The 25,725-nt window shown below is 71.9% G+C and carries 26 protein-coding genes; 10 read left to right on the plus strand and 16 right to left on the minus strand.

The window, feature by feature from the left end:
• Window positions 1–52: 52 nt before the first annotated feature.
• Window positions 53–811 carry a DUF4239 domain-containing protein gene (locus QFZ74_RS27840; protein WP_307623589.1) on the minus strand — a complete coding sequence of 253 codons (759 nt, stop codon included), beginning with the start codon at window positions 809–811 and terminating at the stop codon, window positions 53–55.
• 33 nt (window positions 812–844) lie between these two features.
• The gene (locus QFZ74_RS27845) at window positions 845–973 is read right to left on the minus strand and encodes a hypothetical protein (RefSeq protein ID WP_307623590.1); all 129 of its coding nucleotides are present in this window, start codon (window positions 971–973) and stop codon (window positions 845–847) included.
• Between the two features lie 22 nt (window positions 974–995).
• Here QFZ74_RS27845 and QFZ74_RS27850 point away from each other — a divergent pair, with 22 nt between their 5' ends.
• The 5 genes from QFZ74_RS27850 to QFZ74_RS27870 all read left to right on the plus strand — a co-directional run bounded on the left by QFZ74_RS27850 (window position 996) and on the right by QFZ74_RS27870 (window position 6,381).
• Window positions 996–1,307 carry a hypothetical protein gene (locus QFZ74_RS27850; protein WP_307623591.1) on the plus strand — a complete coding sequence of 104 codons (312 nt, stop codon included), beginning with the start codon at window positions 996–998 and terminating at the stop codon, window positions 1,305–1,307.
• A 385-nt stretch (window positions 1,308–1,692) separates the two neighbouring features.
• Window positions 1,693–2,634: an SCO0930 family lipoprotein gene (locus QFZ74_RS27855; protein WP_307624302.1), complete on the plus strand. Its 942-nt coding sequence runs from the start codon at window positions 1,693–1,695 to the stop codon at window positions 2,632–2,634.
• A 308-nt stretch (window positions 2,635–2,942) separates the two neighbouring features.
• Complete coding sequence (locus tag QFZ74_RS27860) at window positions 2,943–3,758, plus strand: SAM-dependent methyltransferase (protein ID WP_307623592.1); 816 nt, start codon at window positions 2,943–2,945, stop codon at window positions 3,756–3,758.
• Window positions 3,755–5,920, plus strand: a complete 2,166-nt coding sequence (locus QFZ74_RS27865) for a bifunctional diguanylate cyclase/phosphodiesterase (RefSeq protein ID WP_307623593.1) — start codon at window positions 3,755–3,757, stop codon at window positions 5,918–5,920. The genes QFZ74_RS27860 and QFZ74_RS27865 overlap by 4 nt, the downstream gene beginning before the upstream one ends.
• Before the next feature lie 53 nt (window positions 5,921–5,973).
• Window positions 5,974–6,381: a nuclear transport factor 2 family protein gene (locus QFZ74_RS27870; RefSeq protein ID WP_307623594.1), complete on the plus strand. Its 408-nt coding sequence runs from the start codon at window positions 5,974–5,976 to the stop codon at window positions 6,379–6,381.
• Window positions 6,382–6,388: 7 nt separating this feature from the next.
• Here the strand turns inward: QFZ74_RS27870 and QFZ74_RS27875 are convergent, their stop codons facing one another.
• Window positions 6,389–6,856 (minus strand): pyridoxamine 5'-phosphate oxidase family protein, encoded by a 468-nt coding sequence (locus QFZ74_RS27875; protein ID WP_307623595.1) that lies wholly within the window; start codon window positions 6,854–6,856, stop codon window positions 6,389–6,391.
• A 161-nt stretch (window positions 6,857–7,017) separates the two neighbouring features.
• Window positions 7,018–7,899, minus strand: coding sequence for a LysR family transcriptional regulator (locus tag QFZ74_RS27880; protein WP_307623596.1), 882 nt, complete (start codon window positions 7,897–7,899; stop codon window positions 7,018–7,020).
• Between the two features lie 120 nt (window positions 7,900–8,019).
• Here QFZ74_RS27880 and QFZ74_RS27885 point away from each other — a divergent pair, with 120 nt between their 5' ends.
• Genes QFZ74_RS27885 through QFZ74_RS27895 form a run of 3 tightly spaced genes read left to right on the plus strand, consistent with a single transcriptional unit; the run spans window position 8,020 to window position 11,385 of the window.
• The gene (locus tag QFZ74_RS27885; RefSeq protein WP_307624303.1) at window positions 8,020–8,691 is read left to right on the plus strand and encodes a succinate dehydrogenase; all 672 of its coding nucleotides are present in this window, start codon (window positions 8,020–8,022) and stop codon (window positions 8,689–8,691) included.
• Between the two features lies 1 nt (window position 8,692).
• Window positions 8,693–10,639 carry a fumarate reductase/succinate dehydrogenase flavoprotein subunit gene (locus QFZ74_RS27890; RefSeq protein ID WP_307623597.1) on the plus strand — a complete coding sequence of 649 codons (1,947 nt, stop codon included), beginning with the start codon at window positions 8,693–8,695 and terminating at the stop codon, window positions 10,637–10,639.
• Window positions 10,636–11,385, plus strand: a complete 750-nt coding sequence (locus QFZ74_RS27895; RefSeq protein ID WP_307623598.1) for a succinate dehydrogenase/fumarate reductase iron-sulfur subunit — start codon at window positions 10,636–10,638, stop codon at window positions 11,383–11,385. The genes QFZ74_RS27890 and QFZ74_RS27895 overlap by 4 nt, the downstream gene beginning before the upstream one ends.
• Before the next feature lie 73 nt (window positions 11,386–11,458).
• Here the strand turns inward: QFZ74_RS27895 and QFZ74_RS27900 are convergent, their stop codons facing one another.
• From QFZ74_RS27900 to egtA, 8 genes are all read right to left on the minus strand, one after another.
• Complete coding sequence (locus tag QFZ74_RS27900) at window positions 11,459–12,070, minus strand: VanZ family protein (RefSeq protein ID WP_307623599.1); 612 nt, start codon at window positions 12,068–12,070, stop codon at window positions 11,459–11,461.
• 82 nt (window positions 12,071–12,152) lie between these two features.
• Window positions 12,153–14,504: an excinuclease ABC subunit UvrA gene (locus QFZ74_RS27905; protein ID WP_307623600.1), complete on the minus strand. Its 2,352-nt coding sequence runs from the start codon at window positions 14,502–14,504 to the stop codon at window positions 12,153–12,155.
• Between the two features lie 18 nt (window positions 14,505–14,522).
• Window positions 14,523–14,714, minus strand: coding sequence for an antitoxin (locus tag QFZ74_RS27910; protein WP_307623601.1), 192 nt, complete (start codon window positions 14,712–14,714; stop codon window positions 14,523–14,525).
• An 86-nt stretch (window positions 14,715–14,800) separates the two neighbouring features.
• Window positions 14,801–15,016, minus strand: a complete 216-nt coding sequence (locus QFZ74_RS27915; protein ID WP_307623602.1) for a dodecin — start codon at window positions 15,014–15,016, stop codon at window positions 14,801–14,803.
• Between the two features lie 105 nt (window positions 15,017–15,121).
• Complete coding sequence (gene egtD / locus QFZ74_RS27920) at window positions 15,122–16,084, minus strand: L-histidine N(alpha)-methyltransferase (RefSeq protein WP_307623603.1); 963 nt, start codon at window positions 16,082–16,084, stop codon at window positions 15,122–15,124.
• Window positions 16,081–16,890 carry an ergothioneine biosynthesis protein EgtC gene (gene egtC / locus QFZ74_RS27925; protein ID WP_307623604.1) on the minus strand — a complete coding sequence of 270 codons (810 nt, stop codon included), beginning with the start codon at window positions 16,888–16,890 and terminating at the stop codon, window positions 16,081–16,083. The genes egtD and egtC overlap by 4 nt, the downstream gene beginning before the upstream one ends.
• Window positions 16,890–18,239 (minus strand): ergothioneine biosynthesis protein EgtB, encoded by a 1,350-nt coding sequence (gene egtB / locus QFZ74_RS27930; protein ID WP_307623605.1) that lies wholly within the window; start codon window positions 18,237–18,239, stop codon window positions 16,890–16,892. Before egtB ends, egtC begins: the two co-directional genes overlap by 1 nt.
• Window positions 18,236–19,561 carry an ergothioneine biosynthesis glutamate--cysteine ligase EgtA gene (gene egtA / locus QFZ74_RS27935; RefSeq protein WP_307623606.1) on the minus strand — a complete coding sequence of 442 codons (1,326 nt, stop codon included), beginning with the start codon at window positions 19,559–19,561 and terminating at the stop codon, window positions 18,236–18,238. Before egtA ends, egtB begins: the two co-directional genes overlap by 4 nt.
• Window positions 19,562–19,859: 298 nt before the next feature.
• On the opposite strand from egtA, the gene QFZ74_RS27940 reads away from it, so the two are divergent.
• Complete coding sequence (locus QFZ74_RS27940) at window positions 19,860–20,696, plus strand: TIGR02452 family protein (protein ID WP_307623607.1); 837 nt, start codon at window positions 19,860–19,862, stop codon at window positions 20,694–20,696.
• Between the two features lie 24 nt (window positions 20,697–20,720).
• On the opposite strand, the gene QFZ74_RS27945 is transcribed toward QFZ74_RS27940, so the two are convergent.
• The 4 genes from QFZ74_RS27945 to QFZ74_RS27960 form a co-directional block, all read right to left on the minus strand.
• Window positions 20,721–21,167: a type II toxin-antitoxin system PemK/MazF family toxin gene (locus QFZ74_RS27945; protein WP_307623608.1), complete on the minus strand. Its 447-nt coding sequence runs from the start codon at window positions 21,165–21,167 to the stop codon at window positions 20,721–20,723.
• 91 nt (window positions 21,168–21,258) lie between these two features.
• Window positions 21,259–22,752 carry a flotillin family protein gene (locus QFZ74_RS27950; protein WP_307623609.1) on the minus strand — a complete coding sequence of 498 codons (1,494 nt, stop codon included), beginning with the start codon at window positions 22,750–22,752 and terminating at the stop codon, window positions 21,259–21,261.
• A 133-nt stretch (window positions 22,753–22,885) separates the two neighbouring features.
• Entirely contained in the window at window positions 22,886–23,104 is a 219-nt protein-coding gene (locus QFZ74_RS27955; protein ID WP_307623610.1) for a hypothetical protein, read from the minus strand.
• 26 nt (window positions 23,105–23,130) lie between these two features.
• Window positions 23,131–24,546 carry an amidase gene (locus QFZ74_RS27960; protein WP_307623611.1) on the minus strand — a complete coding sequence of 472 codons (1,416 nt, stop codon included), beginning with the start codon at window positions 24,544–24,546 and terminating at the stop codon, window positions 23,131–23,133.
• A 137-nt stretch (window positions 24,547–24,683) separates the two neighbouring features.
• Here QFZ74_RS27960 and QFZ74_RS27965 point away from each other — a divergent pair, with 137 nt between their 5' ends.
• Window positions 24,684–25,709, plus strand: a complete 1,026-nt coding sequence (locus QFZ74_RS27965) for an alcohol dehydrogenase (protein WP_307623612.1) — start codon at window positions 24,684–24,686, stop codon at window positions 25,707–25,709.
• The last annotated feature ends 16 nt before the right edge of the window (window positions 25,710–25,725 follow it).

Consider the following 25,725-nt stretch of genomic DNA (forward strand, 5'->3'; position numbering starts at 1 on the left):
GGCGGAGTCCGGGCGAAGGCCGGCGCGCGTGTCCGGAGCCGGACACCGGTGCTCAGCCCGTGAGGTGCGGGAAGAGCTGGAGGAACGGCTCCGTCGCGGCGGCGCCCCGGCTGTAGGGCTCGTCGAAGTCCCAGATCAGGAAGAGCATGAACGCGATCGTCACGGAGAACAGCCCGGCCAGGACGAGCTCCCGTTTCGTCCGCTGGATCTGGAGAGCGAACACCATGCCCACCGTGATCGCGGCCCCGAAGAGCAGCCCGAACCACACCACGCCCGGCATCGTGGCCCCGGTCGCGTCGGCGCGGGCGCTGCGCGCCTGGTCCACCGCGGCCACCTGGTCGACCAGCGGCTGGTAGGCCTGCGCCTCGAAGTCGGTCTTCGGCCGGTAGTCCGTCACGTCCCGCCGGATGTCGTCGAGCAGGGCGATGCCGGCCGCGGTCAGCTCGCCCCGGTCGGTCATCGACTTCCACTCCTTGGTGACGACGTGTCCGACATAGGCGTTGACGTCGGACCGTACGGCGTCACGGATCTCGGGCGGATAGACCCGTACCCGCTCCGAGATCTCGTGCAGCGCCTGGGCCTCCGCCTGGACGTGGTCCTGCGCCGCGCTGCGCGCCTCCCAGACCCCGGCGATGGCCAGACCGAGGACGATGGCGTACACCACGCCGATCCACATCGTCATGTACTCGATGACGTCCGGGGTCTCGCTGGGATCGTCGTCCGGTGCCGTGCGATGCCGTACGAGGGCGATGATGACGACCACGGCACAGGCGGCCAGCATCGCGAGGACGAGAACAAGCCAATCCGACAACAGGCCCTCCTGGAACGGGCGAGCAGGTGACCGTCAGCGCGGACGCAGGGCGGCGACGGCGACGATCGCGGGCACGGTGATGAGCAGGACGTAGGTGACCGGGGACGTGCGCTGGGGCGCCTTCCGGGTGGTCGCCCTCGGTCGGTACCGCGGATAGCTCACCGGCGTCACGGACGGACGCGGGGTGGGCTCGGCGGGCGGCGACGGCTTCGGCGGGGCCGGACGCGGCCTCGGCTCCGGGGCCGGGGGCGGCGGCGGGGGCGGCGGCTCGGGCGGCGCCGGGCGCGGACGCACCGGCGGCGGTGCCGGTTTCGGCGGCGGAGGCTTCGGCGTGGGCTTCGGCTTCGGCGGGGTGGGTTTCGGCGGCGGGGGCGGCGGAGGCGGCGGCGGGGGAGTGGGCGTCGGTGTCGGTGTCGGGGTCGGCGGGCAGGGCGGCGGCGTGGGGCTCGGGCACGGCGGCGTCGGCCAGGAGCCGCCGGCGACGGCCACCGCGTAGCTGCCGTCCGGTCCCGCCGAGGCGTACGCACAGGCGTCGGCCGACGCCGTGCCTGCCGGGCAGCCCACGAGCATCCACGTCAGCGTCGCCAGGGTCAACGCCCTTGCGACGGACGCGAGTCGGGTCGGTTCGAGTCCATGCACGACGGGAGCATGAGTCGCTGGGAGCCGTCCCACGCCGGACATCGGCGGGATTGGCCCGAAGGAGGGACATACGGTGTACGGCGGTTTGAACAGCGGAAGTCCGCCCCGCCGGGCCACCGCGCGCCACCCCGTGAGAAAAAATCGCGCCACGGTTGAACACGCCACCCCGCCCCGTCCGTACCCAGTGTCGTGCGGCTGCCAGGCAGACGCCACAACAACCGGTCGATGATGGGGAGTTGACGATGAAGACCTCGTGGCGGACCGCCTCACTGGTGGCAACGGCCGCGTCGGTGCTGGCCCTGACCACCGCGTGCGGCCAGGACCAGGCCACGACCCCGTCGTCGGCCCAGAACGTCGGTGCCACCGCGGCTGCGCCGGGCGGCTACGGCGACCCGGGCAGCGACATCGGCAGCGGCGCGGACAGCGGCTACGGCACCGACGACGACGGGGCCGACTCCGCGGGCAAGCTGTCCGCGGCCACCAACCCCAAGCTGGGCAGGGTGCTGACCGACGACTCCGGCCTCACCCTCTACCGCTTCGACAAGGACACCGCCGAGCCGCCCAAGTCCGCCTGTGACGGCGGCTGCGCCCAGACCTGGCCGCCCGTGCCCGCGAACGACGCCACGGCGGGCGCCGGCATCGACAAGGCGCTGCTCGGCGAGGTCACCCGCTCCGACGGCAGCAAGCAGCTGACGGTCGACGGCTGGCCGGCGTACCGCTACGCGAAGGACCTCAACGCGGGTGATGCCAACGGCCAGGGCGTGGGCGGCAAGTGGTTCGCCTTCGCACCCGACGGAAAGAAGATCGACAAGGGTGCGCTGCCGGGCCTGTCGACCCGCAAGGACCCCCGGCTCGGCGAGATCGTCGTCGACAAGAACGGCATGACGGTCTACCGCTTCATGAAGGACAAGGCCTGGCCGAAGTCCGTCTCGAACTGCACCGGGGCCTGCCTGGAGAAGTGGCCCGCGGTCGCCCCCGTCAAGTCCGACGACACCAAGGGCGTCGAGAAGAAGGGCCTGATGGGCTTCACCCGGCCCGACGGCACCAAGCAGATGACGGTCGACTGCTGGCCGATCTACACCTTCTCCGGTGACCAGGCTCCCGGGGACGCCAACGGTCAGGGCGTCGGCGGCACTTGGTACGCCGTCGCGCCCGACGGAAAGCCGGTCGGCACGCCCAAGTAGAGATCACCTCCCCAGGGTTGATCGCCCCGCCCCGTCAAGCATCGGACCACCGCGGAAGGGAGGGACGCGGGCACGCGAGTGCCGAACGGTACGACCCCGGGCGCGCGACCACCGGTCCGCCCCCTCCGCACCACACCGGAGGGGGCGGACCGCTGTGGCGTGCGCTCATCACACAGCGCGGCGGACAGGGCACACGCCGCAGGCAGCGGCCGGGAACGGACCGTCAATTTCCGGTTCCGGTCGCTCCGTTGGCGGGCGATCAGTAGCCTCGGCTCGAACACCGGACCGCCTACGCCTTGGAGAGATACATGGAGCGTCCCGCCTGGGCCCCACGGAGCATCGACATCTCGGTGCCGAGCGTCGCGCGTATCTACGACTACTACCTGGGCGGCTCGCACAACTTCGAGGTGGACCGGGAGGCCGCCCGCAAGGCGATGGAGTTCATGCCGGGGCTCCCGAAGATCATGCAGGCGAACCGGGCGTTCATGCGTCGCGCCGTGCGCTTCGCGGCCGGCGAGGGCGTCACCCAGTTCCTGGACATCGGCTCCGGCATCCCCGCCTTCGGCAACGTCCACGAGGTGGCCGAGGAGGTCAGTCCCGGCGCGCGCGTGGTGTACGTCGACCACGACCCGGTGGCCGTCGCGCACAGCGAGGCGGTCCTCGCGGGCAACGACGCGGCGGACGTCCTCGCCGCCGATCTCCGCAAGCCCCAGGAGATCCTGTCGAGCCCTCAGGTCGAGCGCCTCATCGACCTGAATCGGCCAGTGGCCCTGCTGCTCGTTGCCATACTGCACTTCGTGGAAGACGCGGACGACCCCTACGGCGCTGTGGCCGAGCTGAGCCAGGCGCTCGCCCCCGGCAGTCTGCTCATCCTCACCCATGCCGCGTACGAGGGCATCCCGCTGGCGCCGCAGCGGGCCGAGGGCGCGGTCGACGTGTACAAGGACATCCGCAACCCGCTGATCATGCGCTCGCGCGAGGAGATCGCGCGGTTCTTCGAGGGGTACGACATGGTGGAACCCGGGCTGGTGCCGATGCCGCACTGGCGGCCTCAGCCGGCATCGGAGGAGGAGGACGATCCGTACGCCTTCTCCGGATTCGCCGGCGTGGGGCGAGCGGCGTGACCGCGGAGGCGGACGGCCCGGCCGCGCGGCCGGACGGGCCCGAGGACAGACTGCGCCGGTTCGCGACGATCTGGAGCCGGGCGGTGTTCCCGGTGACCTCGACCTCGATGACCCGGCCCGAGTTCGAGGAACAACTCCTGCCGCTGGCCCGCCGGTTGAGCGAGGCATTGCGCAAGCGCGCCTTCGACCCCGAGGCGGCGAAGGCGGTCGGCGCCGCCCTGGTCGGCACCCACTGCACCGACCCCGAGGCGCTCAGCCGCACCCTGGACTGCGTCGACGCCTACCTGGTGCTCTACTGCGGGGACGACCGCCACCAGGACGAGCTGCGGACCCGCTGCGCACGGCTCCAGCACGCCATGGCGGCCGGCTTCGCGCACGCCCTGCGCGAGCGCACCCTCGCCGAGCAGGAGGCCATCGCGCAGGCCGCGCTCAGGGCCCAGGGCGTGGTCGCGCAGGCCCTGCACGACAGCGAGGCCCGCTTCCGCGCGGTGTTCGAGGGCGCGGCCATAGGGATCGGCATCGCCGACCTCGACGGCAACGTCCTGCAGACCAACGCCGCCCTGCTACGCATGTTCGGCAGCTCCCAGCAGCTCGTCCACGGCCGCAACGCCCGCGACTGGACCCACCCCGAGGACGCGCCCCAGGTCTGGCGGCTCTACGACGAACTCGTACGCGGCGAGCGCGAGCACTACAACGTGGAGAAGGCCTACCACCGCCCCGACGGCACGACCCTGTGGACCAACCTCACGGTCTCGCTGCTCCGCGACGCCGACGGCAACCCGCAGTACCAGCTGGCCCTCGTCGAGGACACCACCGAACGGCGGCTGCTCAACCTCCGGCTGCGCTACGAGGCCACCCACGATGCGCTCACCGGGCTGCCCAACCGCACCCTGTTCTTCGAGCGCCTGGAGAAGGCCGTCGGCGCGGGCAACGGCAGCCGTTTCGGGCTCTGTTACCTCGACCTGGACGGCTTCAAGACCGTCAACGACAGCCTCGGGCACGCCGCCGGCGACCGGCTGCTCGTCGAGATCGCCGACCGCCTCCAGTCGTGCGCCACCGCGCCCGGCGAGATGGTCGCCCGGCTCGGCGGCGACGAGTTCGTGGCGCTGACCACCGCCCCCGGCACCGAGCGCGAGGTCGACGAGCTCGCCGAGCGCATCATGGGCGCGCTGTCCAGCCCGGTCAGCATCGACGGCCGCGACCTGCTCGTGCGCGGCAGCATCGGCATCGTCGAGGGCCCGGCGGGCGAGCGCACCCCGGCCGAGGTGCTGCGCAGCGCCGACATCACGATGTACCGGGCCAAGTCCGCGGGCGGCAACCGCTGTGAGCTTGCTACCCCGGAGGCCGACGCCCGCGCCATCACCCGGCACGGACTGACCACCGCGCTGCCCGCGGCCCTGGACCGGGGCGAGTTCTTCATCGAGTACCAGCCGCTCGTCCACCTCGGCGACGGCAGCGTTCGCGGCGCCGAGGCCCTGGTGCGCTGGCTGCACCCGCAGCACGGCGTGCTCGGCCCCGACCGGTTCATCCCGCTCGCGGAACACACCGGCCTTATTGTTCCGTTGGGCCGCTGGGTGCTCCAGGAGTCGGTCCGCCAGGCCCGCGAGTGGCGCGAGCGCCACGGCCACGGCACCGAGGCCGGCCCGCTGCGCATCAACGTCAACCTCTCGCCCTGCCAGCTCAGTCACCCGGGTCTGGTCCAGGACACCGTCGACATCCTGGAGCGTACGGGCGTGGCCCCCGACGCGCTGTGCCTGGAGGTCACCGAGTCCGCCCTGATCGGCGCCGACGACGACCTCCTCAAACCGCTGCGCCGGCTCGCGGAGATGGGCGTCGACATCGCCCTGGACGACTTCGGGACGGGCTACTCGAACCTGGCGAACCTGCGCCGCCTGCCGGTGAGCATCCTCAAGCTGGACCGCTCCTTCACCCAGAGCATGCAGCAGTTCCCGGCCGACCCCGTCGACCTCAAGATCGTCGAGGGTGTCGTCTCGCTCGCCCACAGCCTCGACCTCGCGGTCACGGTCGAGGGCGTCGAAACGGGCGCCCAGGCCGAGCAGTTGCGCATCCTCGGCTGCGACACGGCGCAGGGCTGGTACTACGCCCGCCCCGGCCCGCCGGAGCGGCTGCACGACCTGGCGCTGGTGGACGCGACGGGCTGAGCCGGCGGAAATACGGTTGCCCGACTCCCGGGGCCGCGCGCGATCATGTGCGCGTGACCCAGGAACCGGATGACGTACGGCAGGCGATCGAGGGCGAACTGCGCCTCCACGACCCCGCCGTCCGCAGCTCCCCCAGCGAGATCCTCCGCCTGCTCGACCCCGAGTTCGTCGAGGTCGGCTCCTCGGGGCGGCGCTACACGTACGCGGAGATGATCGCCGAGCTGCCCAGCCACCCGGGCAGCCAGGCGGACGGCCCCCGGTACGAGCCGTCCGAGATCACGGGCGTCCTCCTGGCCCCCGGTCTGGTGCAGCTCACGTACGAGACCGACTTCGACGGTCTGCGGGCGCGCCGCACCTCCCTGTGGCGCAAGCGCGACGAGGAGACGGGCTGGCGGATGTACTACCACCAGGGCACCCCGGTCCCGCCCGCCGCCGACCAGTGGCCGTGCTCGAGGGGCTGACGTCGGGTCACTCAGTGAGGTCGGCGACCAGCCGTGGGCGCCAGCGCGCGACGATGTCCGCCTCACTGGCACCACCCTCGTAGGCAGGCGAAATGAGTCGTCCCACTTCGACGATCCGTACGAGCACCGCCGACTTCACGCGAGCCGGGTCTGTACCGCGTCCCTTCTGGAAGCGGTTGACGATCTGTTCGTACACGTCGCCCTTGGTGTGCACCTCGGCCACGCCGCGAAAGCGATACCCCTTACGGCGGACCGGGTCGACGACATTGATCTCCACGGCCGGGTTCACCGCGAGGTTCGCGACCGTTCCAGGCGAGTGCGTATCCAGAAAGACGAGGTGCTCGTCGTCCCAGACTTCCGTCGTTCCCTTGGGTGAGAGGTTCGGGGTGCCGTCCGGTCGTACGGTGGCGACAAACCCCAGTCCCTGGGCCGCCACCAGGCGGCGCATCTCATCATCGAGCATGATCTGCTGCATACCTCCGTGCCGAGAAGACCGTCAACCTGTCGCCGAAATCGGCAGGTTGAGGACGCACCGCCGGGGCCGGTGCCGGGCGAGCCCCCTATACAACCAGCCCGGCGTACGTACGGGAGGGTGACGGCGGTCACGTTCGCTGTGGTGTGGCACTCCCGCTGGGCTCACCGCTCCAGCAGCATCCGCTGCAGCTCCCGGGCCGCCCTCGGCGGCGCCACGTCGCTGCGGTGGGCCAGGGCGATGGTGCGGTGCAGCCCGGGCCGGGCGAGCGGGGTCACGCGCAGGCCCTTCCCGGACCGGGCCGCCACCATGTGCGGCACGACGGCCACCCCGAGCCCGGCGCGCACGAAGCCGAGCACGGCGTCCATCTCGCCGCCCTCGACGGCGAAGTCCGGCTCGAAGCCCTCGGCGCGGCACGCGGCGACCGTGAGCTCCCGCAGGTCGTAGCCGTGCCGGAACATGACCAGCCGCTCGCCCTCCAGGTCGGCGACGCGCACCCTGCGGCCGTCGCCGGGGGCCGGTGCGTCGGGGGCCGACACGACCACCAGGTCCTCGCGCAGCAGCTCCACCGTGGTCAGCGCAGGGGACGGCGTGGGCAGCGGCAGGACGACGAGGGCGAGGTCGAGGGCGCCGCGCGCGAGTTCCCGTACGAGATCGTGCGAGCCGCCCTCCTCGACCATGAGCCGGATGCCGGGATAGCGGTCGTGGAAGGCGCGCAGCACGTCCGGCAGCAGGCCCGTGCACAGACTCGGGGTCGCGCCGAGCCGCACCCGTCCGCTGCGCAGCTGGGCCAGCTCCTGCACCTCGTGCCGGGCGGTGTCCGCGTCGGCGAGGATCCGCCGGGCCAGCGGCAGCAGCGCCTCGCCCGCGTCGGTCAGCGTGATGTTGCCGCGCGCCCGCAGGAACAGATCGGCGCCCAGCTCCCGCTCCAGCGCCCGGATCTGCTGGGACAGCGACGGCTGGGCGACATGGACGCGCTCGGCGGCACGCGTGAAGTGCCGGGTCTCGGCGACCGCGACGAAGTACTGGAGCTGCTGGAACTGCACCTTACCGACGATAGCCCATGCCTATCGAATCGAGCCGGACCATGTCTTGGACCTCTGGCATGGAGGAGCCTTAGCGTGCTTGCCATGGCACTGGCAACGCGGACGGACCGACGACCGTCCATGACGCGCACCGTGTGGGACAGCACCGTCGGCCAGAAGACGGTGATGGCCGCCAGCGGCCTGATCATGCTGCTCTACCTGGTCGCCCACGTCATCGGCAATCTGAAGATCTTCTTCGGCGCCGCCGAGTTCAACCACTACGGGCACTGGCTGCGCACCGTGGGCGAGCCGTTCATGCACCACGAGTGGACGCTGTGGACCGTCCGCGTGGTGCTGATCGCCGCCGTCGTCGCACACGCCGTCAGCGCCTACCAGCTCAGCCGGCGCGGCATCAAGGCGCGCCCGGTCAAGTACGTTCACCCGAGGCCCCGGGCGAGCTACGCGACGCGCACCATGCGCTGGGGCGGGATCATCCTCGGCCTGTTCATCGTCTGGCACCTGCTCGACCTGACGACCGGCACGGTCCACTCCGGCGGCTTCCAGCCGGGCCACCCCTACCAGAACGTCGTGGACACCTTCTCCACCTGGTACGGCGACGTGATCTACATCGTCGCGATGCTCGCGCTCGGCCTGCACATCCGGCACGGCTTCTGGAGCGCCGCCCAGACCCTCGGCGCCGGCAGCCGCAGCCGCGACCGCGCCCTGAAGACCGCCGCGAACGTTCTCGCAGCTCTGCTCACGGCCGGCTTCATCGCCGTACCCGTGGGCGTCATGACCGGAGTGGTGAGCTGACATGACCTACACCGACTACGTCACCGGCGAACCCGTCGCCGACTCCAAGGCCCCCTCGGGACCGGTCGGCGAGCGCTGGGACAAGCGCCGCTTCGAGGCCAAGCTGGTCAACCCGGCCAACCGCCGCAAGCACACCGTCATCGTCGTCGGCACCGGTCTCGCGGGCGGCTCGGCCGGTGCCACGCTCGCCGAACAGGGCTACCACGTCGTCCAGTTCTGCTACCAGGACTCCCCACGCCGCGCCCACTCCATCGCCGCGCAGGGCGGCATCAACGCCGCGAAGAACTACCGCAACGACGGCGACTCCGTGCACCGGCTGTTCTACGACACCGTCAAGGGCGGCGACTTCCGCGCCCGCGAGTCCAACGTCCACCGGCTCGCCCAGATCTCCGTCGAGATCATCGACCAGTGCGTCGCCCAGGGCGTGCCCTTCGCGCGCGAGTACGGCGGCCTGCTCGACACCCGCTCCTTCGGCGGCGTCCAGGTCTCCCGCACCTTCTACGCCCGCGGTCAGACGGGCCAGCAGCTTCTGCTCGGCGCCTACCAGGCCCTGTCCCGGCAGATCGCCGCCGGGAACGTGGAACTGCACCCGCGCACCGAGATGCTCGACCTGATCGTCATCGACGGCAGGGCGCGCGGCATCGTCGCCCGCGACCTCGTCACCGGCCGCATCGACACGTACTTCGCGGACGCCGTCGTCCTCGCCAGCGGCGGGTACGGCAACGTCTTCTACCTGTCGACCAACGCCATGAACTCCAACGCGACCGCCGTCTGGCGGGCGCACCGGCGCGGCGCCTACTTCGCCAACCCCTGCTTCACCCAGATCCATCCGACCTGCATCCCGCGCACCGGCGACCACCAGTCCAAGCTCACGCTCATGAGCGAGTCGCTGCGCAACGACGGCCGCATCTGGGTGCCGAAGGCCAAGGGCGACACCCGCCCGCCAGGCCGCATCCCCGAGGACGAGCGCGACTACTACCTGGAGCGCATCTACCCCTCCTTCGGCAACCTGGTCCCGCGCGACATCGCCTCGCGCGCAGCGAAGAACGTCTGCGACGAGGGCAGGGGAGTGGGCCCCGGCGGTCAGGGCGTGTACCTGGACTTCGCCGACGCCATCAAGCGCATGGGGCGGAAGGCGGTCGAGGCCAAGTACGGCAACCTCTTCGACATGTACCAGCGGATCACCGACGAGGATCCGTACGAGGTGCCGATGCGGATCTACCCCGCCGTGCACTACACGATGGGCGGACTGTGGGTCGACTACGACCTCCAGACCACCGTCCCCGGCCTGTTCGCGATCGGCGAGGCCAACTTCTCCGACCACGGCGCCAACCGGCTCGGCGCCTCGGCGCTCATGCAGGGCCTCGCGGACGGCTACTTCGTCCTGCCGGCCACCCTCAACGACTACCTGGCGCGCCACCCGCACCAGGAGCCGGTGACGGACGAACACCCGTCCGTGCAGGAGGTGTTGGCGGAGACCGAGGACCGGATCAACCTGCTCCTCGCCGTCGACGGCGACCGCACCCCCGACTCCTTCCACCGCGAACTCGGCGAACTCATGTGGGAGTTCTGCGGCATGGCCCGCACCGAAGAGGGTCTGCGCAAGGCCCTGGAGCGCATCCCGGAGATCTGCGAGGACTTCTGGCGGCGCATCAAGGTGCCCGGCAGCGGCGAGGAGTTCAACCAGTCGCTGGAGAAGGCGAACCGCATCGTCGACTACCTCGAACTCGCCGAGCTGATGTGCCTCGACGCGCTGCACCGCGCCGAGTCCTGCGGCGGTCACTTCCGCGAGGAGTCCCAGACCCCGGACGGCGAGGCCGCCCGCAGGGACGAGGAGTTCTCCTACGCGGCGGCCTGGGAGTTCACGGGCACGGGCGCGGCCCCCACCCTGCACAAGGAAGACCTGGTCTTCGAGTACGTCTACCCCACCCAGCGGAGCTACGCATGAAGCTCACCCTGCGCGTCTGGCGGCAGCGCGACGCAGACGCCGACGGCGCGATGTCCACGTACGAGGTGGACGGCATCTCCCCGGACATGTCCTTCCTGGAGATGCTCGACACCCTCAACGAGGAGCTCATCCTCAAGGGAGAGGACCCGGTCGCCTTCGACCACGACTGCCGCGAGGGCATCTGCGGCGCCTGCTCCCTCGTCATCAACGGCGACGCGCACGGGCCCGAGCGCACCACCACCTGCCAACTGCACATGCGGTCCTTCCGGGACGGCGACACCATCGACGTCGAGCCGTGGCGGGCCTCCGCCTTCCCGGTGATCAAGGACCTGGTGGTGGACCGGTCGGCGTTCGACCGGATCATCCAGGCCGGGGGCTACGTCACCGCGCCCACCGGTTCCGCGCCGGAGGCCCATGCGACGCCGGTGCCCAAGCCGGACGCCGACTTCGCCTTCGAGCACGCCGAGTGCATCGGCTGCGGGGCGTGCGTGGCCGCGTGCCCGAACGGCGCGGCGATGCTGTTCACCTCCGCCAAGGTCAACCACCTCAACGTCCTCCCGCAGGGCGCGCCCGAGCGCGAGAGCCGCGTCCTGGACATGGTGGCTCAGATGGACGACGAGGGCTTCGGCGGCTGCACCCTCACCGGCGAGTGCGCCACCGCCTGCCCCAAGGGCATCCCGCTGATGTCCATCACCAGCATGAACAGGGAATGGCTGCGCGCCACCCGCAAGGCGGCCAAGCGCTAGCTCCAGACGTTCGCCGGCAGGGGGCGGACGGGCGGGCCGGGAGTGGTGCTCATCCCCGGCCCCGTCTCGCATGTCACCGTCCCTCGGCATTCAACAACCCCACATCCGCTCTCCCGGCACAGGTCACGCGCGCGTACTGCGCGGTTTCGACCAGGACCGAGCAGCCCGCCCCGAGCGCCAGGATCCGCGGCACGGACGCCAGCGCCGCGAACCGCATCGGGGCGAAGAACCCCAGCGCCGCGAAGACCAGCAGGTTGCCGACGATGCCGAGCGTCCCCATCGTGACCAGGTCCCGTAGTGGTACCAGGCTCACCCGGGCGGGGACGACGCCCGCCCCGGCGCCCGGCATCATGGTCAGCCACAGGAACGGCATCGTCCCGTGGACCATGCCCACCTCCGCCAGCGACATCCGCCACGCCGATATGACACCGGCGGCACGCCGACGGCGCGCCAGAAGCCACACCACCAGCGCGGCCAACGGCAGCGCGACCAGCGTCATGAGCACCACGCCGTTGAACGTGTCGAAGCAGCCGTGCCACCGCCCGGCCATGCACGTCGGAGCGGACATCATGAGCGGCCCCCGCACGACGAACGCGGCGCTCGCCATGGCGAGGATCGCCAGGCCGAGGAGCACGATCCTGAGCGTGTGGCGGGGCGGTGCTGACAGGGATGCGTTGTGGTTCACGAACCCATTGGAGACGGAGGGGCGTTGCGGTGGCGTATGCGGTTTTCGATACGCCCGCGATACACGGAAGTCCCGGCTAGGGCTACGGCTGCATCGCCCGCGCCAGATAAGGCCCCGTCACACTCCCCTCCGCCCCCGCCACCTCCGCCGGCGTGCCCGCCGCCACGATGCGGCCGCCCGCGTCGCCGCCGCCCGGGCCGAGGTCGATGACCCAGTCGGCGCCCGCGACGACCGACATGTCGTGCTCGACCACGACGACCGTGTGGCCGGCGTCGACCAGGCCGTGGAGCTGGCTCATCAGCACGTCGACGTCGGCCGGGTGGAGGCCGGTGGTCGGTTCGTCGAGGAGGTAGAGGGTGTGGCCGCGGCGGCCGCGCTGGAGTTCGCTGGCGAGCTTGATGCGCTGGGCCTCGCCGCCGGACAGCTCGGTGGCGGGCTGGCCGAGGCGCAGATAGCCGAGGCCCACGTCGAGCAGGGCGCTCAGGCTGCGGGAGACCGACGGAGTGTCTGCGAAGAACTCCGCCGCGCGTTCCACCGTCATGTCGAGCACGTCCGCGATGCTCTTGCCCTGGTACGTCACTTCGAGCGTCTCGGGGTTGTAGCGGGCGCCGCCGCAGTCCGGGCACGGGGAGTACGTGCTCGGCAGGAAGAGCAGCTCGACGCTGACGAACCCCTCGCCCTGGCACGTCTCGCAGCGGCCGCCCGCGACGTTGAAGGAGAACCGCCCGACGCCGTAACCGCGCTTCTGTGCCTCGTCGGTGGCGGCGAACAGCTTGCGGACGACGTCGAACAGCCCGGTGTACGTCGCCAGGTTGGAGCGCGGGGTGCGCCCGATCGGCTTCTGGTCGACCGAGACCAGCCGGCCGACCCCTTCCAGTTCCTCCGTGATCTCGCCGATGAGCGTGGACTTCCCGGATCCGGAGACGCCGGTGACCGTGGTGAACACGCCGAGCGGGAACTCGGCCGTCAGCTCGCGCAGGTTGTGCCTGGTGATGGGCCCGACGGTCAACTGGCCGCTCGGTGTGCGCAGTTCGCGGGCGGGGGCGGGAGCGCGGTCGAAGAGGTAGCGGGCCGTGGCCGACTCCGCGACCGAGGCGAGGTCCGCGACCGGTCCGCTGTGCAGCACCCGGCCGCCGTGCTCGCCCGCGTGCGGGCCGACGTCCACCACCCAGTCGGCGCCCCGCATGACGTCCAGATGGTGCTCGACCACGAACACCGAGTTGCCGGCCGCCTTCAGCCGTTCCAGCACCGTGAGCAGCGCCTCGGTGTCCGCCGGGTGCAGTCCGGCCGACGGTTCGTCGAGGACGTACAGGACACCGAAGAGTCCCGAGCGCAACTGCGTGGCGAGGCGCAGCCGTTGCAGCTCGCCCGCCGAGAGGGTGGGGGTGGGACGGTCCAGGCTGAGGTATCCCAGGCCGAGTTCGAGGACCGGCGCGATCCGCTCCCTGAGGTCCTCGCACAGCACCCGGGCCGTCTCCGACGTGCCCTCCCGCTTCGCCGTGGCGTCGAGCAGGCCGACCAGGTCCGTCATCGGCAGTCCGGCCAGTTCGGCGATATTGTGCCCGCCGAAGGTCACCTCCAGCGCCTCCGGCCGCAGCTTGGTGCCGTGGCACGCCGGACAGGGCGCGGTGACCAGGAAGCTCTCGGCCTTCCGCCGAAGATGCGGGCTCTTGGACTCCGCGAACGTCTTCAGCACGTACCGGTTGGCGCTCATGTACGTGCCCTGGTACGACCGCTGGATCTTGTGGGCGTCGCGCACCGGGTGCACCGTGACCACCGGCTGCTTGTCCGTGAACAGGATCCACTCCCGCTGCTCCGGATCCAGCTCGCGCCACGGCCGGTCGACGTCGATGCCGAGCGTGTCCAGGATGTCGCGCAGGTTCTTGCCCTGAAAGGCGCCCGGCCAGGCGGCGATGGCGCCCTCCCGGATCGACAGCGAGGGGTCCGGGACCATCAACTCCTCGGTGGTCCAGTGGATCGTCCCTATGCCGTGGCACTCCTCGCAGGCGCCGATCGGGGTGTTGGGGGAGAAGGCGTCGGAGTAGAGGAGTTCGGCGCCCGGCGGATAGTCACCGGCGCGCGAGTACAGCATGCGCAGGTAGTTGGAGAGGTTGGTGACCGTGCCGACGGACGAGCGCGAGGTCGGCGTCGAGCGCCGCTGCTGGAGCGAGACGGCGGGCGGCAGCCCGGTGATCTCACCGACCTTCGGCGCCCCCACCTGGTGGATCAGCCTGCGCGCGTACGGCGCCACCGACTCGAAGTAGCGCCGCTGGGCCTCGGCGTAGATCGTGCCGAACGCCAGCGACGACTTCCCCGAGCCGGAGACGCCCGTGAACACGGCCAGCACGTCCCGGGGGATGTCCACGTCGACGCCCTTGAGATTGTGCTCGCGGGCGCCCTGGACGCGGACGTAGGGATCGTGGGGGCTGAGCATCACCCGTGGCCGCAGCTGCTACGGGTGCGGAGGGATGTCCCGGTCCTGGCCCCCGAGTTCGTCCTTCATGCGCTGCTGGGCGGTGTCGACCTGACCCTTGTACTTGCCCTGGGTCTTGTCGTCGATGCGGTCGCCGACCTGGTCGATGCCCTTGTTCGCCTGCGACTCGTGGCCCTTCAGCATGTCCTTGAGCTTGTCCATGATGGACATGGCAACCCTCCTAGCCGAATAGAGGTTCCGTCTCCCAGGGTCTCCGCCCGGGACCCGGTTCGCATCCTGAGCGGCTGGTCAGGACCTCAGGCCTGGTCCTCGATGCGGAAGCCCACCTTCATGCAGACCTGGTAGTGCTCGATCTGCCCGTTCTCCAGCTGCCCCCTGACCTGCGTCACCTCGAACCAGTCCAGGTTGCGCAGGGTCTGGCCGGCACGGGCGATCCCGTTGCGGATCGCCTGGTCGACGCCCTCGTGGGAGGTGCCGACGATCTCCGTGACCCGGTAGGTGTGATCGGTCATACGGGTGCTCCTCTTCACGGGTGACGGGTGTCTCACACGTCACGTCACGTCATCCACGGTGCCGCACAAGCGAACGGAGCGCGAGCGCGAGCACCCCGGGTCTCTTCAGCGGGCCATGCTCAGCGACAGCGCGAAACGGTCCTGGGCGTCGGTCCACCAGTGGGTCAGCTCCAGGCCCGCCGCGGTGAGTTCCGCCGCCACGCCCTCCTTGCGGAACTTGGCCGACACCTCGGTGCGCAGCTCCTCGCCCGCCGCGAAGTCCACGGCCAGGCCGAGCGCGGGCACCTTGACGGTCTGCGCCGCAAGGGAGCGCAGCCGCATCTCGATCCACTCGTTCTCCGTGTCCCACACCGCCACGTGCTCGAAGGCGCCGGGTTCGAAGTCGGCGCCCAGCTCGCGGTTGACGACGGCCAGGACGTTCTTGTTGAACTCGGCCGTCACCCCGGCCTCGTCGTCGTACGCCCGGACGAGCACCTTCTCGTCCTTGACCAGGTCCGTGCCCAGCAGCAGCGCGTCGCCCGGCGCCAGCAGGGAGCGGACGGCGGCCAGGAAGGCGGCGCGTTCGGCGGGGAGCAGATTGCCGAGGGTGCCGCCCAGGAAGGCGACCAGGCGGGGCTGCGGGGCCTGCGGCAGGGTCATCCGGCCGGTGAAGTCGGCGATCACGGCGTGCACGGCGAGTTCCGGCCGGTCCGCGACGAGGGCCTCGCCCGCCTGGGTGAGCGCGCTCTCGCTGACGTCCACCGGGATGTACGTGTCGAGGCCGGTGAGCGCGTCGATGAGGTACCGCGTCTTCTCCGAGGAACCCGAGCCCAGTTCGACGAGCGTGCGGGCATGGGTCGCAGCGGCGATCTCGGCGGCCCGGTCGGCGAGGATCTCGCGCTCGGCCCGGGTCGGGTAGTACTCGGGCAGCCCGGTGATCTCCTCGAACAGCTCGCTGCCGCGGGCGTCGTAGAACCACTTCGGCGGCAGTGTCTTGGGGGTGGCGGTGAGGCCGTGCTGGACGTCGGCGCGCAGGGCGGCGTCCGTGGCGTCCTCGGGGAGGGTGCGGGTGACTCGCAGGGGACTCACGTGCAGGGCTCCTTCGGTGGTACGGATTCCGGGCGGTGCACCTGGCTGTGTGCCGGGCTCGCGATCGGGGAGAGCAGCACGCCGGTGCGGCTCGCCGTGAGCAGGGTGCGGTCGGGGACCTCCCGCCAGCGCGGATCGTCGTCGTACGGTTCGGAGGCGACGGCGACTCCCTCGCCCGCGACCGGCTCGGGGAGGTACCAGAGGCTGTCGCCCCAGGCCGTGGCCGCGATGGTCGTGCCGTCGGTGAGCAGCAGGTTGAGCCGGGAGGCGGGGACCGCCTCCGCCACCTCGCGCACCGTCTCGGCCAGCGCCCGGCCGACCTCGGTGCCGGCGCGCAGCCGGTGCAGGACCAGCGCCCACACGAACGCCGCGTCGTTGCGGGCCTCCAGCGACAGCAGCTCGACCGGGGAGAGGGTGGACACCAGGGGCGCCGCCGCGTGGGGCCAGCCCGCCACGGCGCCGTTGTGGCTGAACAGCCAGGGCCCCGCCGCGAACGGCGCGGCCGCCGCCTCCCCGTCCGCGCCCGGCAGCGTCGCGTCACGCACCGCGGCGAGCAGCGCGCCCGTGCGTACCACCCGGGCCAGGTCGGTGAACGACAGGTCCGACCAGATCGGCCCGGGCCGCCGGTAGCGGGCGGGCACCGGGTCGCCCGGCGCGTACCAACCCACCCCGAAACCATCGACGTTGACCGTTCCGTGCCGCTGCCGTCGCGGCGCCCACGACTGCTGGTACAGGCTGTGCGGGGGATCCAGCAGGAGCCGCCCGAGCGGCTCCTGTGGTCCCAGATAGGCCAGATGACGGCACATCAGGCATCCGCCTCCACAGAACGCGCCGTGCGGAAGCCGCAGAAGATCTGCCGCCGGACCGGATAGTCCCAGTTGCGGAACGTGCCCCGGCACGCCACCAGGTCCACGGCGAACGAACCGCCGCGCAGCACCTTGTACTCGGGCCCGAAGAACACGTCCGAGTACTCCTTGTACGGGAACGCCGTGAAGCCCGGGTACGGCAGGAAGTCGCTCGCCGTCCACTCCCACACGTCGCCGATCAACTGCCTGATCCCCAACGGTGATTCACCGGCCGGGTAGCTCCCGGCCGGCGCTGGACGCAGGTGCCGCTGGCCCAGGTTGGCGTGCTCCGGGGCGGGGTCGGCGTCACCCCACGGGTAGCGCGTCGAGCGATCCGACACCGGGTCGTGCCGGGCCGCCTTCTCCCACTCCGCCTCGGTGGGCAGCCGGCGCCCGGCCCAGCGGGCGTACGCGTCCGCCTCGTACCAGGAGACGTGCAGCACCGGCTCGTCGGGCGGCACGACCTCGGTGACGCCGAAGCGGCGGCGCAGCCACTGCTCGCCGTCGCGGTGCCAGTACAGCGGGGCGCCGATCCCGTGCTGCCGGATGTGCGCCCAGCCCTCCGGCGCCCACCAGCGCTCCTCGTCGTAGCCGCCGTCCACGATGAACGCCTGGTACGCGGCGTTCGTCACCGGCGTGGTGTCGAGGTGGAAGGGTGCCACCTCGCGCCGGTGCGCCGGGCGTTCGTTGTCCAGCGCCCACGGCTCGGTGGAGGTGCCCATGGTGAACGGACCGCCGGGGACGAGGACCTCGGCCGGACCGGTGAACGGCGGCGCGGGATCCGGGTCCGGGGCGGTGAGCGCCTGCGGGCCCTTGCGCAGCTGGTGCGTGATCAGCATCGTCTCGTCGTGCTGCTGCTCGTGCTGGGCGATCATCCCGAAGGCGAAGCCCGCCTCGGTCAGCCGCGTCCCGTGGAACGCGGTGCTCTCCAGCAGATCGAGCGCCCGCCCCCGCACCTCGGCCGCGTACGAGCGCGCCTCCTCGGGCGCCAGCAGCGGCAGCGAGGGCCGCTCCGCGCGCGGGTGCTCGAAGGCGTCGTACAGCGGGTCGATGTCGGGGCGCATCGCCTCCCGGCCGCCGACCGCCCGCAGCAGCCACAGCTCCTCCTGGTTGCCGATGTGGGCGAGGTCCCACACCAGCGGGGACATCAGCGGCGAGTGCTGCGCGGTGAGGTCGGGCCCGTCGACACAGCTCGTCAGCAGTGTCGTGCGGGCGCGGGCCGTGGTGAGCGCGGCCAGCGCCCGCCCGCGCAGGGCCTCGGCGTCGGGTCCGGAGGTTTCGGAAGGATCGGAGGTGTCGGGGACGGTCATGACGGGACGTCCTTCCCAAGGGGGCGGCGGCCGGTGCCGTCGGCCCCGCGGTCCAGCAGGTCGTCGGCCGGGCAGCGGCCGCGGACGACATAGCGGTCTCGGTACGCCGCCACGGCCGCGGTGACCTCGGGGGTGGCCCCGAGCCGGGGCAGCGCCTCCAGGGCGGCCGCGAAACAGATGACCGCGGCCTCCCGCAGCTCCCGGTCGGCGGGTCCCGACCGGGCGGCGTCGATCCACAGCGCGTTGTGCGGCGCGGGCCGCGCCAGGCTCCGCTCGGCCAGCGGCTTCACGGTCCGGTACGCCGTCTCCGCCGCCTCCGGATCGTCGAACAGCGCCGCCGTCACGGCGAGCGGCACGATCCACCCGTCGTCGCCGGGCTGCGCGTCGATCATGCGCAGTTCGAGATGACCGCGCGGCCGGACCGGCGGGAACAGCGTGGTGAGGTGGTAGTCGACGTCCTCCCGGGTGGGCGGCCGGGGCTCGCCCGTACGGGCCCACGCGCGCAGGGTCAGCCCCTCGGGCACCTGCCAGGGACCGTCGTCCTGGCGGACGCACATCACCGGGGTGTCCAGCACGTGCCGGGTCCAGGACGCGCGCGGATCGCCCTCCAGCGGGGGAGCGCCGGCGCGGGCGGGACCGATCTGCGTCCAGAACAACTGCCGAGTGGAGCGCCAGCCCGTGGGCTGCCCCTGCACCAGCGGCGAGTTGGCGAACGCGGCCACCAGTACCGGGCCCAGCTGATGCGCCAGCCACCAGCGCCGCGTGTGGCCGAGCGGACCCGGTTCCTCGTACCCGGCGTCCACGCACACCTGCACGGACGCCGAGGTGCACATCATGCGCCGGCCGGCGGGGCCCGTACGGTCCAGGCAGGCCTCCAGGGCGTCGTACCGCGGCTCGCGCAGGAACCGGCGCGGTACGTGCCAGGGATCGTGGCCGATGCCGAGCAGGCCCAGGCCGTCCTCGCTCAGGACCGCGCGGACCGCGTCGAGATCGGCGGAGACGACGGAGATGCACTCCATCAGGGAGCCGGCGGGCGGCGAGCTGAGCTCGAGCTGACCGCCGGGTTCGACGGTGAGTGCCGACTTCAGGGGCACGGCGCGCAGTGCGGCGTAGGCCGCGGCGAGCCGTTCGGGTGTCAGAGGGAGCTGCGGCGCGCGCAGCTCATGGACGATCCACTCCACTTCGACACCGAGGGCGCGGGGCGGTCCGGTCTTGAAGCAGATGCCGTGGACCAGCGCCTCGACCTCGGCCTCGGTGACGGCCGTACGGCGCCGCGTACAGCCGCTCACCGAATCCGAAGCGTCGCTTGCCGAATCTGACATGTCGGGATCCTCCTGAGATTCCACCATGTCACCGGCCCGGCCCCAGTCGGCCCGGGCAGGCACTCGTTCCACCCAAGACCCTCGCGCCCGTTCGCACAAGGGCGCCCAGCGGAGGGGTTCCGGATCGACGAACTCCGTTTCCGTACCCGTCTCCCGGCCGTCACGATGCCGGGAAACTCCGTTGCGGCGCATCACCAGCATCGCTCAGGATGCGCACATGAGCACGACGGGGGAACACGGTGAGTGACCGAAGCGGCAGCGCGGAGTGTGCGGTCGAGGCCTTCACGGGAGTGGCGCGATGAGCGCGCGCCTGCGCGGCATCGCGCGCGGGACCGAGGAGATCGTGGCGGCGGGGACGTACGTCGCACCGGACGGCCGCGAGGTCCTCCTCGCCGCGGCGATCGAGGCCGCGCGATCCGCCACCCGGATGTACGGCCCGTACCCGGTTCCGGTGCCACCGGCCACCGAAGCGGACACGCTCGTCGAGGTCACGGCCGAGAGCAGTCTGGAGGCCGCCCGCCGGCTGGCCGACCCGTCGAACCCGGTGGCCGTCCTGAACTTCGCCTCCGCCCGGAATCCCGGCGGCGGCTACCTCAACGGCGCGCAGGCCCAGGAGGAGGCCCTGTGCCGCGCCTCCGCGCTGTACACCTGCCTGCTGCGGGCCCCGGAGTTCTACGACCACCACCGCGCCCACCGCGACCCGTTCTACACCGACCGGGTCGTCCACTCCCCGGCCGTGCCCGTCTTCCGGGACGACCGGGGCGACCTGCTCGACCAGCCGTACCTCGCCGGCTTCCTCACCGCCGCGGCCCCGAACGCCGGAGTCGTCCTGAGCCGCATGCCGGAGCGCGCGTCCGAGCTGCCGCGCGCCCTCGGCGTACGGGCGGAGCGTGTCCTGGAGACCGCGGCCGCGCTCGGCTACCGGCGGCTGGTGCTCGGGGCCTGGGGATGCGGGGTGTTCCGCAACGACCCGGTGCGGGTGGCGGGGGCCTTCCGGGGGCTGCTCGGCGCCGGTGGACGCTTCGAGCGGGCCTTCGAGCACGTGGTGTTCGGCGTGCTGGACCGCACGCGGGGCGCCGTGGTCCGCGAGGCCTTCGTGCGGGAGCTGACGGCGCTCACGCGTACCGGAGCCTGACGGCCAGGGCGCCGAGGCGCGTCCTCAGTGCCAGCCGTAGCGCTCGCGCAGCCGGTGCACCACCAGGTTGAACCGCATCCGGTCGAGCGCGCACGCCTCGCGGCGCATGCCCTCCTCGTGCAGCCGCATCACGCGGTCCACCGCCACCCAGGAGTCGCGGCCCGTCCGGTCCCAGGGACCGCTGCCGATCGGCACCCAGTCCCGGTCGCCGACGTGCGCCTTGCTGGAGAGCTGCACGGCGAGGAAGGTGCCGGCCGCCTCCCGGGCCACGACGACCACCGGCCGGTCCTTGCCCCGCCCGTCGTTCTCCTCGAACGGCACCCACGTCCACACGATCTCACCGGGGTCCGGGTCGCCGTCGTGCGCGGGGGAGTACTCGGTCTTCACCCGGCCGACCTCGCGCGGGTCGGCCTCGGTGGTGGCGGTGGGGCCGAAGCGGCCGGGAATCTCTTGATCATCAAAGACAGTCACGGGGGCACACCCTAAAGCCTGCCCCCGCACTCGTGCGTGCGGGGGCAGGCTCAACCGACCAGACGGATCAGGTCACTTCAGGCGGTTCGGGTCACTTGTCGTCGACCCGCACCTGCTGCGACGGCGGAGACGCCACGACCCCGTTCACGGGCTGAGCGGCAGACGAAGTGCCGCTCGGATTCTGCCCGTTCAACGAGGAGAGCAGCTGACGGGCCAGTCCGAGCCCCGTCCCGCCCATCGTGAGCGCCTTGGCGAACAACTCGGCCATGCCGTCGGCGCCGTTGAGCAGCACCATGTTGTCCACGTTGCCGAACGCGGACGCCCCGGCCTGGACGATCTCCGGCCAGTTCTCGGCGAGTTGCTGGGCGACGACGGCTTCCTGGTTCTCGGCGAGGGCCGCGGCCCGCGCCTTGATGGACTCCGCCTCGGCCAGACCCTGCGCCTTGGTCGCCTCGGCCTCCGCCAGGCCTCTCGCCTGGGCGGCGGCCGCCTCGGCCTCACCGGTGGCCCGGGTCGCCGCGGCCATGGCCGCACCCCGGGTCTTGGTCGCCTCGGCCTCGGCACCCGCGGCCGCCTTGACCCGAGTGGCCTCGGCCGCCGCCGCGAGCTCCGTCTCCTTGGCCTTGGCCTGGGCCGCCGAGATACGCGCGTCACGCTCGGCCTCGGCCAGCGTCCGCTTCTCGTAGGCCCGGGCGTCGGCCGGCTTGCGGACGTCCGCCTGGAGCTGCTGCTCCCTGCGGTGCGCCTCCAGCTCCGCGACCCGGGTCTCCTGGACGACGACCTCCTGCCGGGCGGCGGCGTCGGCGAGCGGTCCGGCCTGCCGGGCCTTCGCCCCCGCCTTGTCCCGCTCGGCCTGGTAGCCGGCCTGGAGGATCTCGCTGTCACGGGTGGCCTCGGCCATCCGTGCGAACGACTGCTGCTCGGCCTCGGTGGCGAGACGGTTCGCCTCCGCCTGCGCGATGCGTGCGTCGCGCTGGACGGCCGCGGCGTGCGGCATCGCCAGGTTCTGGATGTACCCGGTCGGGTCCTCGATCTCGTGGATCTGCAGCGAGTCGACGATCAGGCCGAGCTTCTCCATCTCCGTACCGCAGGCCGCCCGGGTCTGTCCGGTCAGCTTCTCCCGGTCGCGGATCATGTCCTCGACCGTCAACCCGCCCACGATGGAGCGGAGATGACCGGCGAAGACGTTGTGCACCCGCTCCGCCATCAGCTTCTGCTGATCCAGGAACCGGCGGGACGCGTTGGCGATCGACACGAAGTCGTCGCCCACCTTGAAGATGACCACGCCCCGCACCTTGAGCGGAATGCCCTGGTGCGTCACGCAGTCGACCGACAACTCGGTCTCGTTCAGGTCGAGGGAGAGCTTGCGCACCGCCTGGACACCGGGCAGCACCAGCGTGCCGCGACCGGTGACGATGCGGAATCCCATGCCCTCCCCGAGGCCCTCGGTCCGGTGCTTGGAGCCGGAGATGACGAGCGCCTCGTTCGGCTCGGCGACGCGCCACATCATCTTGAACAGACCGATCAGTACGAGAACGGCGGCAACCGCCGCCCCCGCAACGACGCCGATTACAGCCATCGGCATACGCCCCCTTTGCATGGTGCCCTTTCGGCACCGAACGAAGGGAGTGTGCTCCTGCGCGGGAGCCCTGAGAAGACGCCGGCGAATCCTTGTTGCAATCTTGACGCATACGGCTCTCACCTGGGGCGGAGCATGCTCAACTGTCGTACGCGGGGCTGACGTAGACCGTGCGCGGCGGCAGGTGTTCCAGCACCATGACCACCGTGCCCCGCTCGATCCGGCCGCGCCCGTCGGCGGCGTACGCGAGGAAGTGCTCGGCGCCCCCGCGTACTTGGAGGATCACCTCGCCGACCAGCCCGGGCCCGACCGTTCCGGTGACCCGCCCCATGAGCCCGACCATCGACGCATCGTCCATGCGCCCAGGGTACGGGCCGACTCCCTTCACAGAGCGGGGGATTCGGCGCCCGGCCACCGATCGTGCCAGCGCACCTCCGCCTCCAGCCGGGCGGCGAGGGAGACGAGCAGCGGCTCGCCGCCCGCGGGGCCGAGCAGTTGGGCGCCGACCGGCAGCCCGTCGCCGGCGAACCCGGCGGGCACGTTGACCGCCGGCCAGCCCAGGACGTTCCACGGCCAGGCGTACGGACAGGCGGCGATCATGGCGCGGTCGGTGGCGAGCCCGCCGAGCGGGAGCAGCGCGCCGATCAGTGGGGGAGGAGCGGCGGTGGTCGGGGTGAGGACGACGTCGTACGAGGAGAAGAACGCGCCGAAGCGCCGGTGCAGCGCCGCCTCCGCGCGCCGGGCGGCCCGCAGCGGCGCCCCGTCGAGCAGCCGGCCCAGCCGGGCGGCGTCCCGGGTGCGCCGGTCGAGCAGCGCGGGTTCGGGGATGTCGCGCACCCACTCCGCGAGGCCGACGGTGGCGCGCGGTACGAAGCTCAGGCCGATCCGCCCGTACGGCGGGTCGGCCTCCTCGACGTCATGCCCCAACGCGTCCAGCCTCCCGGCGAGTTCGACGACCCTGGCCCGCACCTCCGGCCGGAGCCGGGCGGGCAGCGCGGAGAACGGCGGCTTCAGCGACAGCGCGATCCGCAGCCGCCCGGGATCACGGCCCACGGCGTCCGAGGCGGAGACGGCGGGCGGACGGTACGGATCGCCGGCGTGGTTGCCGCTCGCCGCGTCCAGGAGCAGGGCGGCGTCGGCGACGGTGCGGGCGAGCGTGCCGTGGACGGAGATCCCCTGGAAGTCGTCGGCGCGTGGCCAGGTGGAGATGCGGCCGCGCTGCGGCTTGATGCCGACCAGATGCGTCCAGGCGGCCGGGATGCGCACCGATCCGGCGCCGTCCGAGCCCAGCGCGGCCGGGACCAGCCCCGCCGCGACCGCCGCGGCCGATCCCCCCGACGAGCCGCCGGGGGTGTACGCGAGGTTCCATGGATTGCGGGTCGCGCCGAACACGGGCCCCTCGGTGCACGGCCACTGCCCCAGCTCGCAGGTGTGGGTCTTGCCGACGATGACGGCACCGGCCGCGCGCAGCCGCCGTACCGCCTCCGCGTCCTCGGCCGCCGGAGGGAAGGTGCCGCGGCAGCCGAACGCGGTCGGCTCGCCCGCCACGTCGATGTCGTCCTTCACCGCCACCGGCACCCCGAGCAGCGGCCGCCGGACCCCGGCCGCCAACTCCTCATCGGCGGCGTCCGCTTCGGCGAGCGCGGCCTCGGTCCGTACGATCCTGAAGGCGTTCAGCGTGTCCTGCGCGGCCGTGATCCGCGCGAGGGTCCGCCCGACGAGCTCGCGCGAGCCGACCTCCCCCTCGGCCAGCGCGCGAGCGGTCGCGGCGAGGCCCGCGCAGCGGTCGTCGGACGTCATGGCGGGAGCACCTCCGGAGCGTCGTCCTCACGAGGCCTCACGAGGAAGGTGTCGTGTATCGAACGTAACGTGCGGGCCGGCCGCGGAGCTGGTCTGCTGGTGTGCGGGGGCTTCCACACCTGTTCCCGGAGGGACGCATGAGTACCTATCGAGTCGCACAGGTGCCCGCGGCCGGTGCCGCGTTCGAGATCGTCGAGCGCGAGGTGCCGCGGCCGGGCCCCGGCCATGTGCGCATCGCCGTGGAGGCGTGCGGGATCTGCCACAGCGACGCCTTCTTCGTGAACGCCGAGGTGCCGGGCATCAGCTTTCCCGAGGTGCCCGGGCACGAGGTCGCCGGGCGCATCGAGGAGCTGGGCGAGGGCACCGAGGACAAGGGCTGGCAGGTCGGCGACCGGGTGGCGGTGGGCTGGTTCGGCGGCAGCTGCGGGTACTGCCGGCCCTGCCGGGACGGCGACTTCATCATGTGCGAGCACCTCCAGGTGCCCGGGTGGGCGTACGACGGCGGCTTCGCGCAGAAGATGATCGCGCCGGAGAACGCCCTGGCCCGGATCCCCGACGGGCTGGCGGCGACGGAGGCGGGGCCGATGGCCTGCGCGGGCGTGACCACGTTCAACGGGCTGCGCAGCAGCTCCGCCCGGCCGGGCGACCTGGTCGCGGTGCTCGGCCTCGGCGGTCTGGGGCACCTGGGCGTGAAGTACGCGGTCGCCATGGGCTTCGAGACGGTGGCCATCGCCCGGGGCGCGGACAAGGCGGACTTCGCCAAGCAGCTCGGCGCCCACCACTACATCGACAGCACGGGCGGCGTCCCCGTCGCGGACGCCCTCCAGGCGCTCGGCGGCGCCGACGTCGTCCTGGCCACCGCCGGCAACTCGGAGGCCATCTCCTCCACCGTGGACGGCCTGGCGGCACGCGGCGAGCTGGTGGTCATCGGCGCCACGCCCGAGCCGATGGCGATCAGTCCGCTCCAGCTGATCATGCGCGGCAGGGTCGTCCGCGGCCATGCCTCGGGCACCGCGCAGGAGGTGCAGGACACCATGGAGTTCAGCGCCCTGCACGGCATCCGTCCGACGATCGAGACGGTGCCCTTGAGCGACGTCGACGAGGCGTACCGCAAGATGATGTCCGGCGCGGCGCGCTTCCGGATGGTCCTTACCATGAACTGAGCCGGCGTCCTCACCA

Source organism: Streptomyces sp. V3I7 (genome assembly GCF_030817495.1).
Classification (GTDB): Bacteria; Actinomycetota; Actinomycetes; order Streptomycetales; family Streptomycetaceae; genus Streptomyces.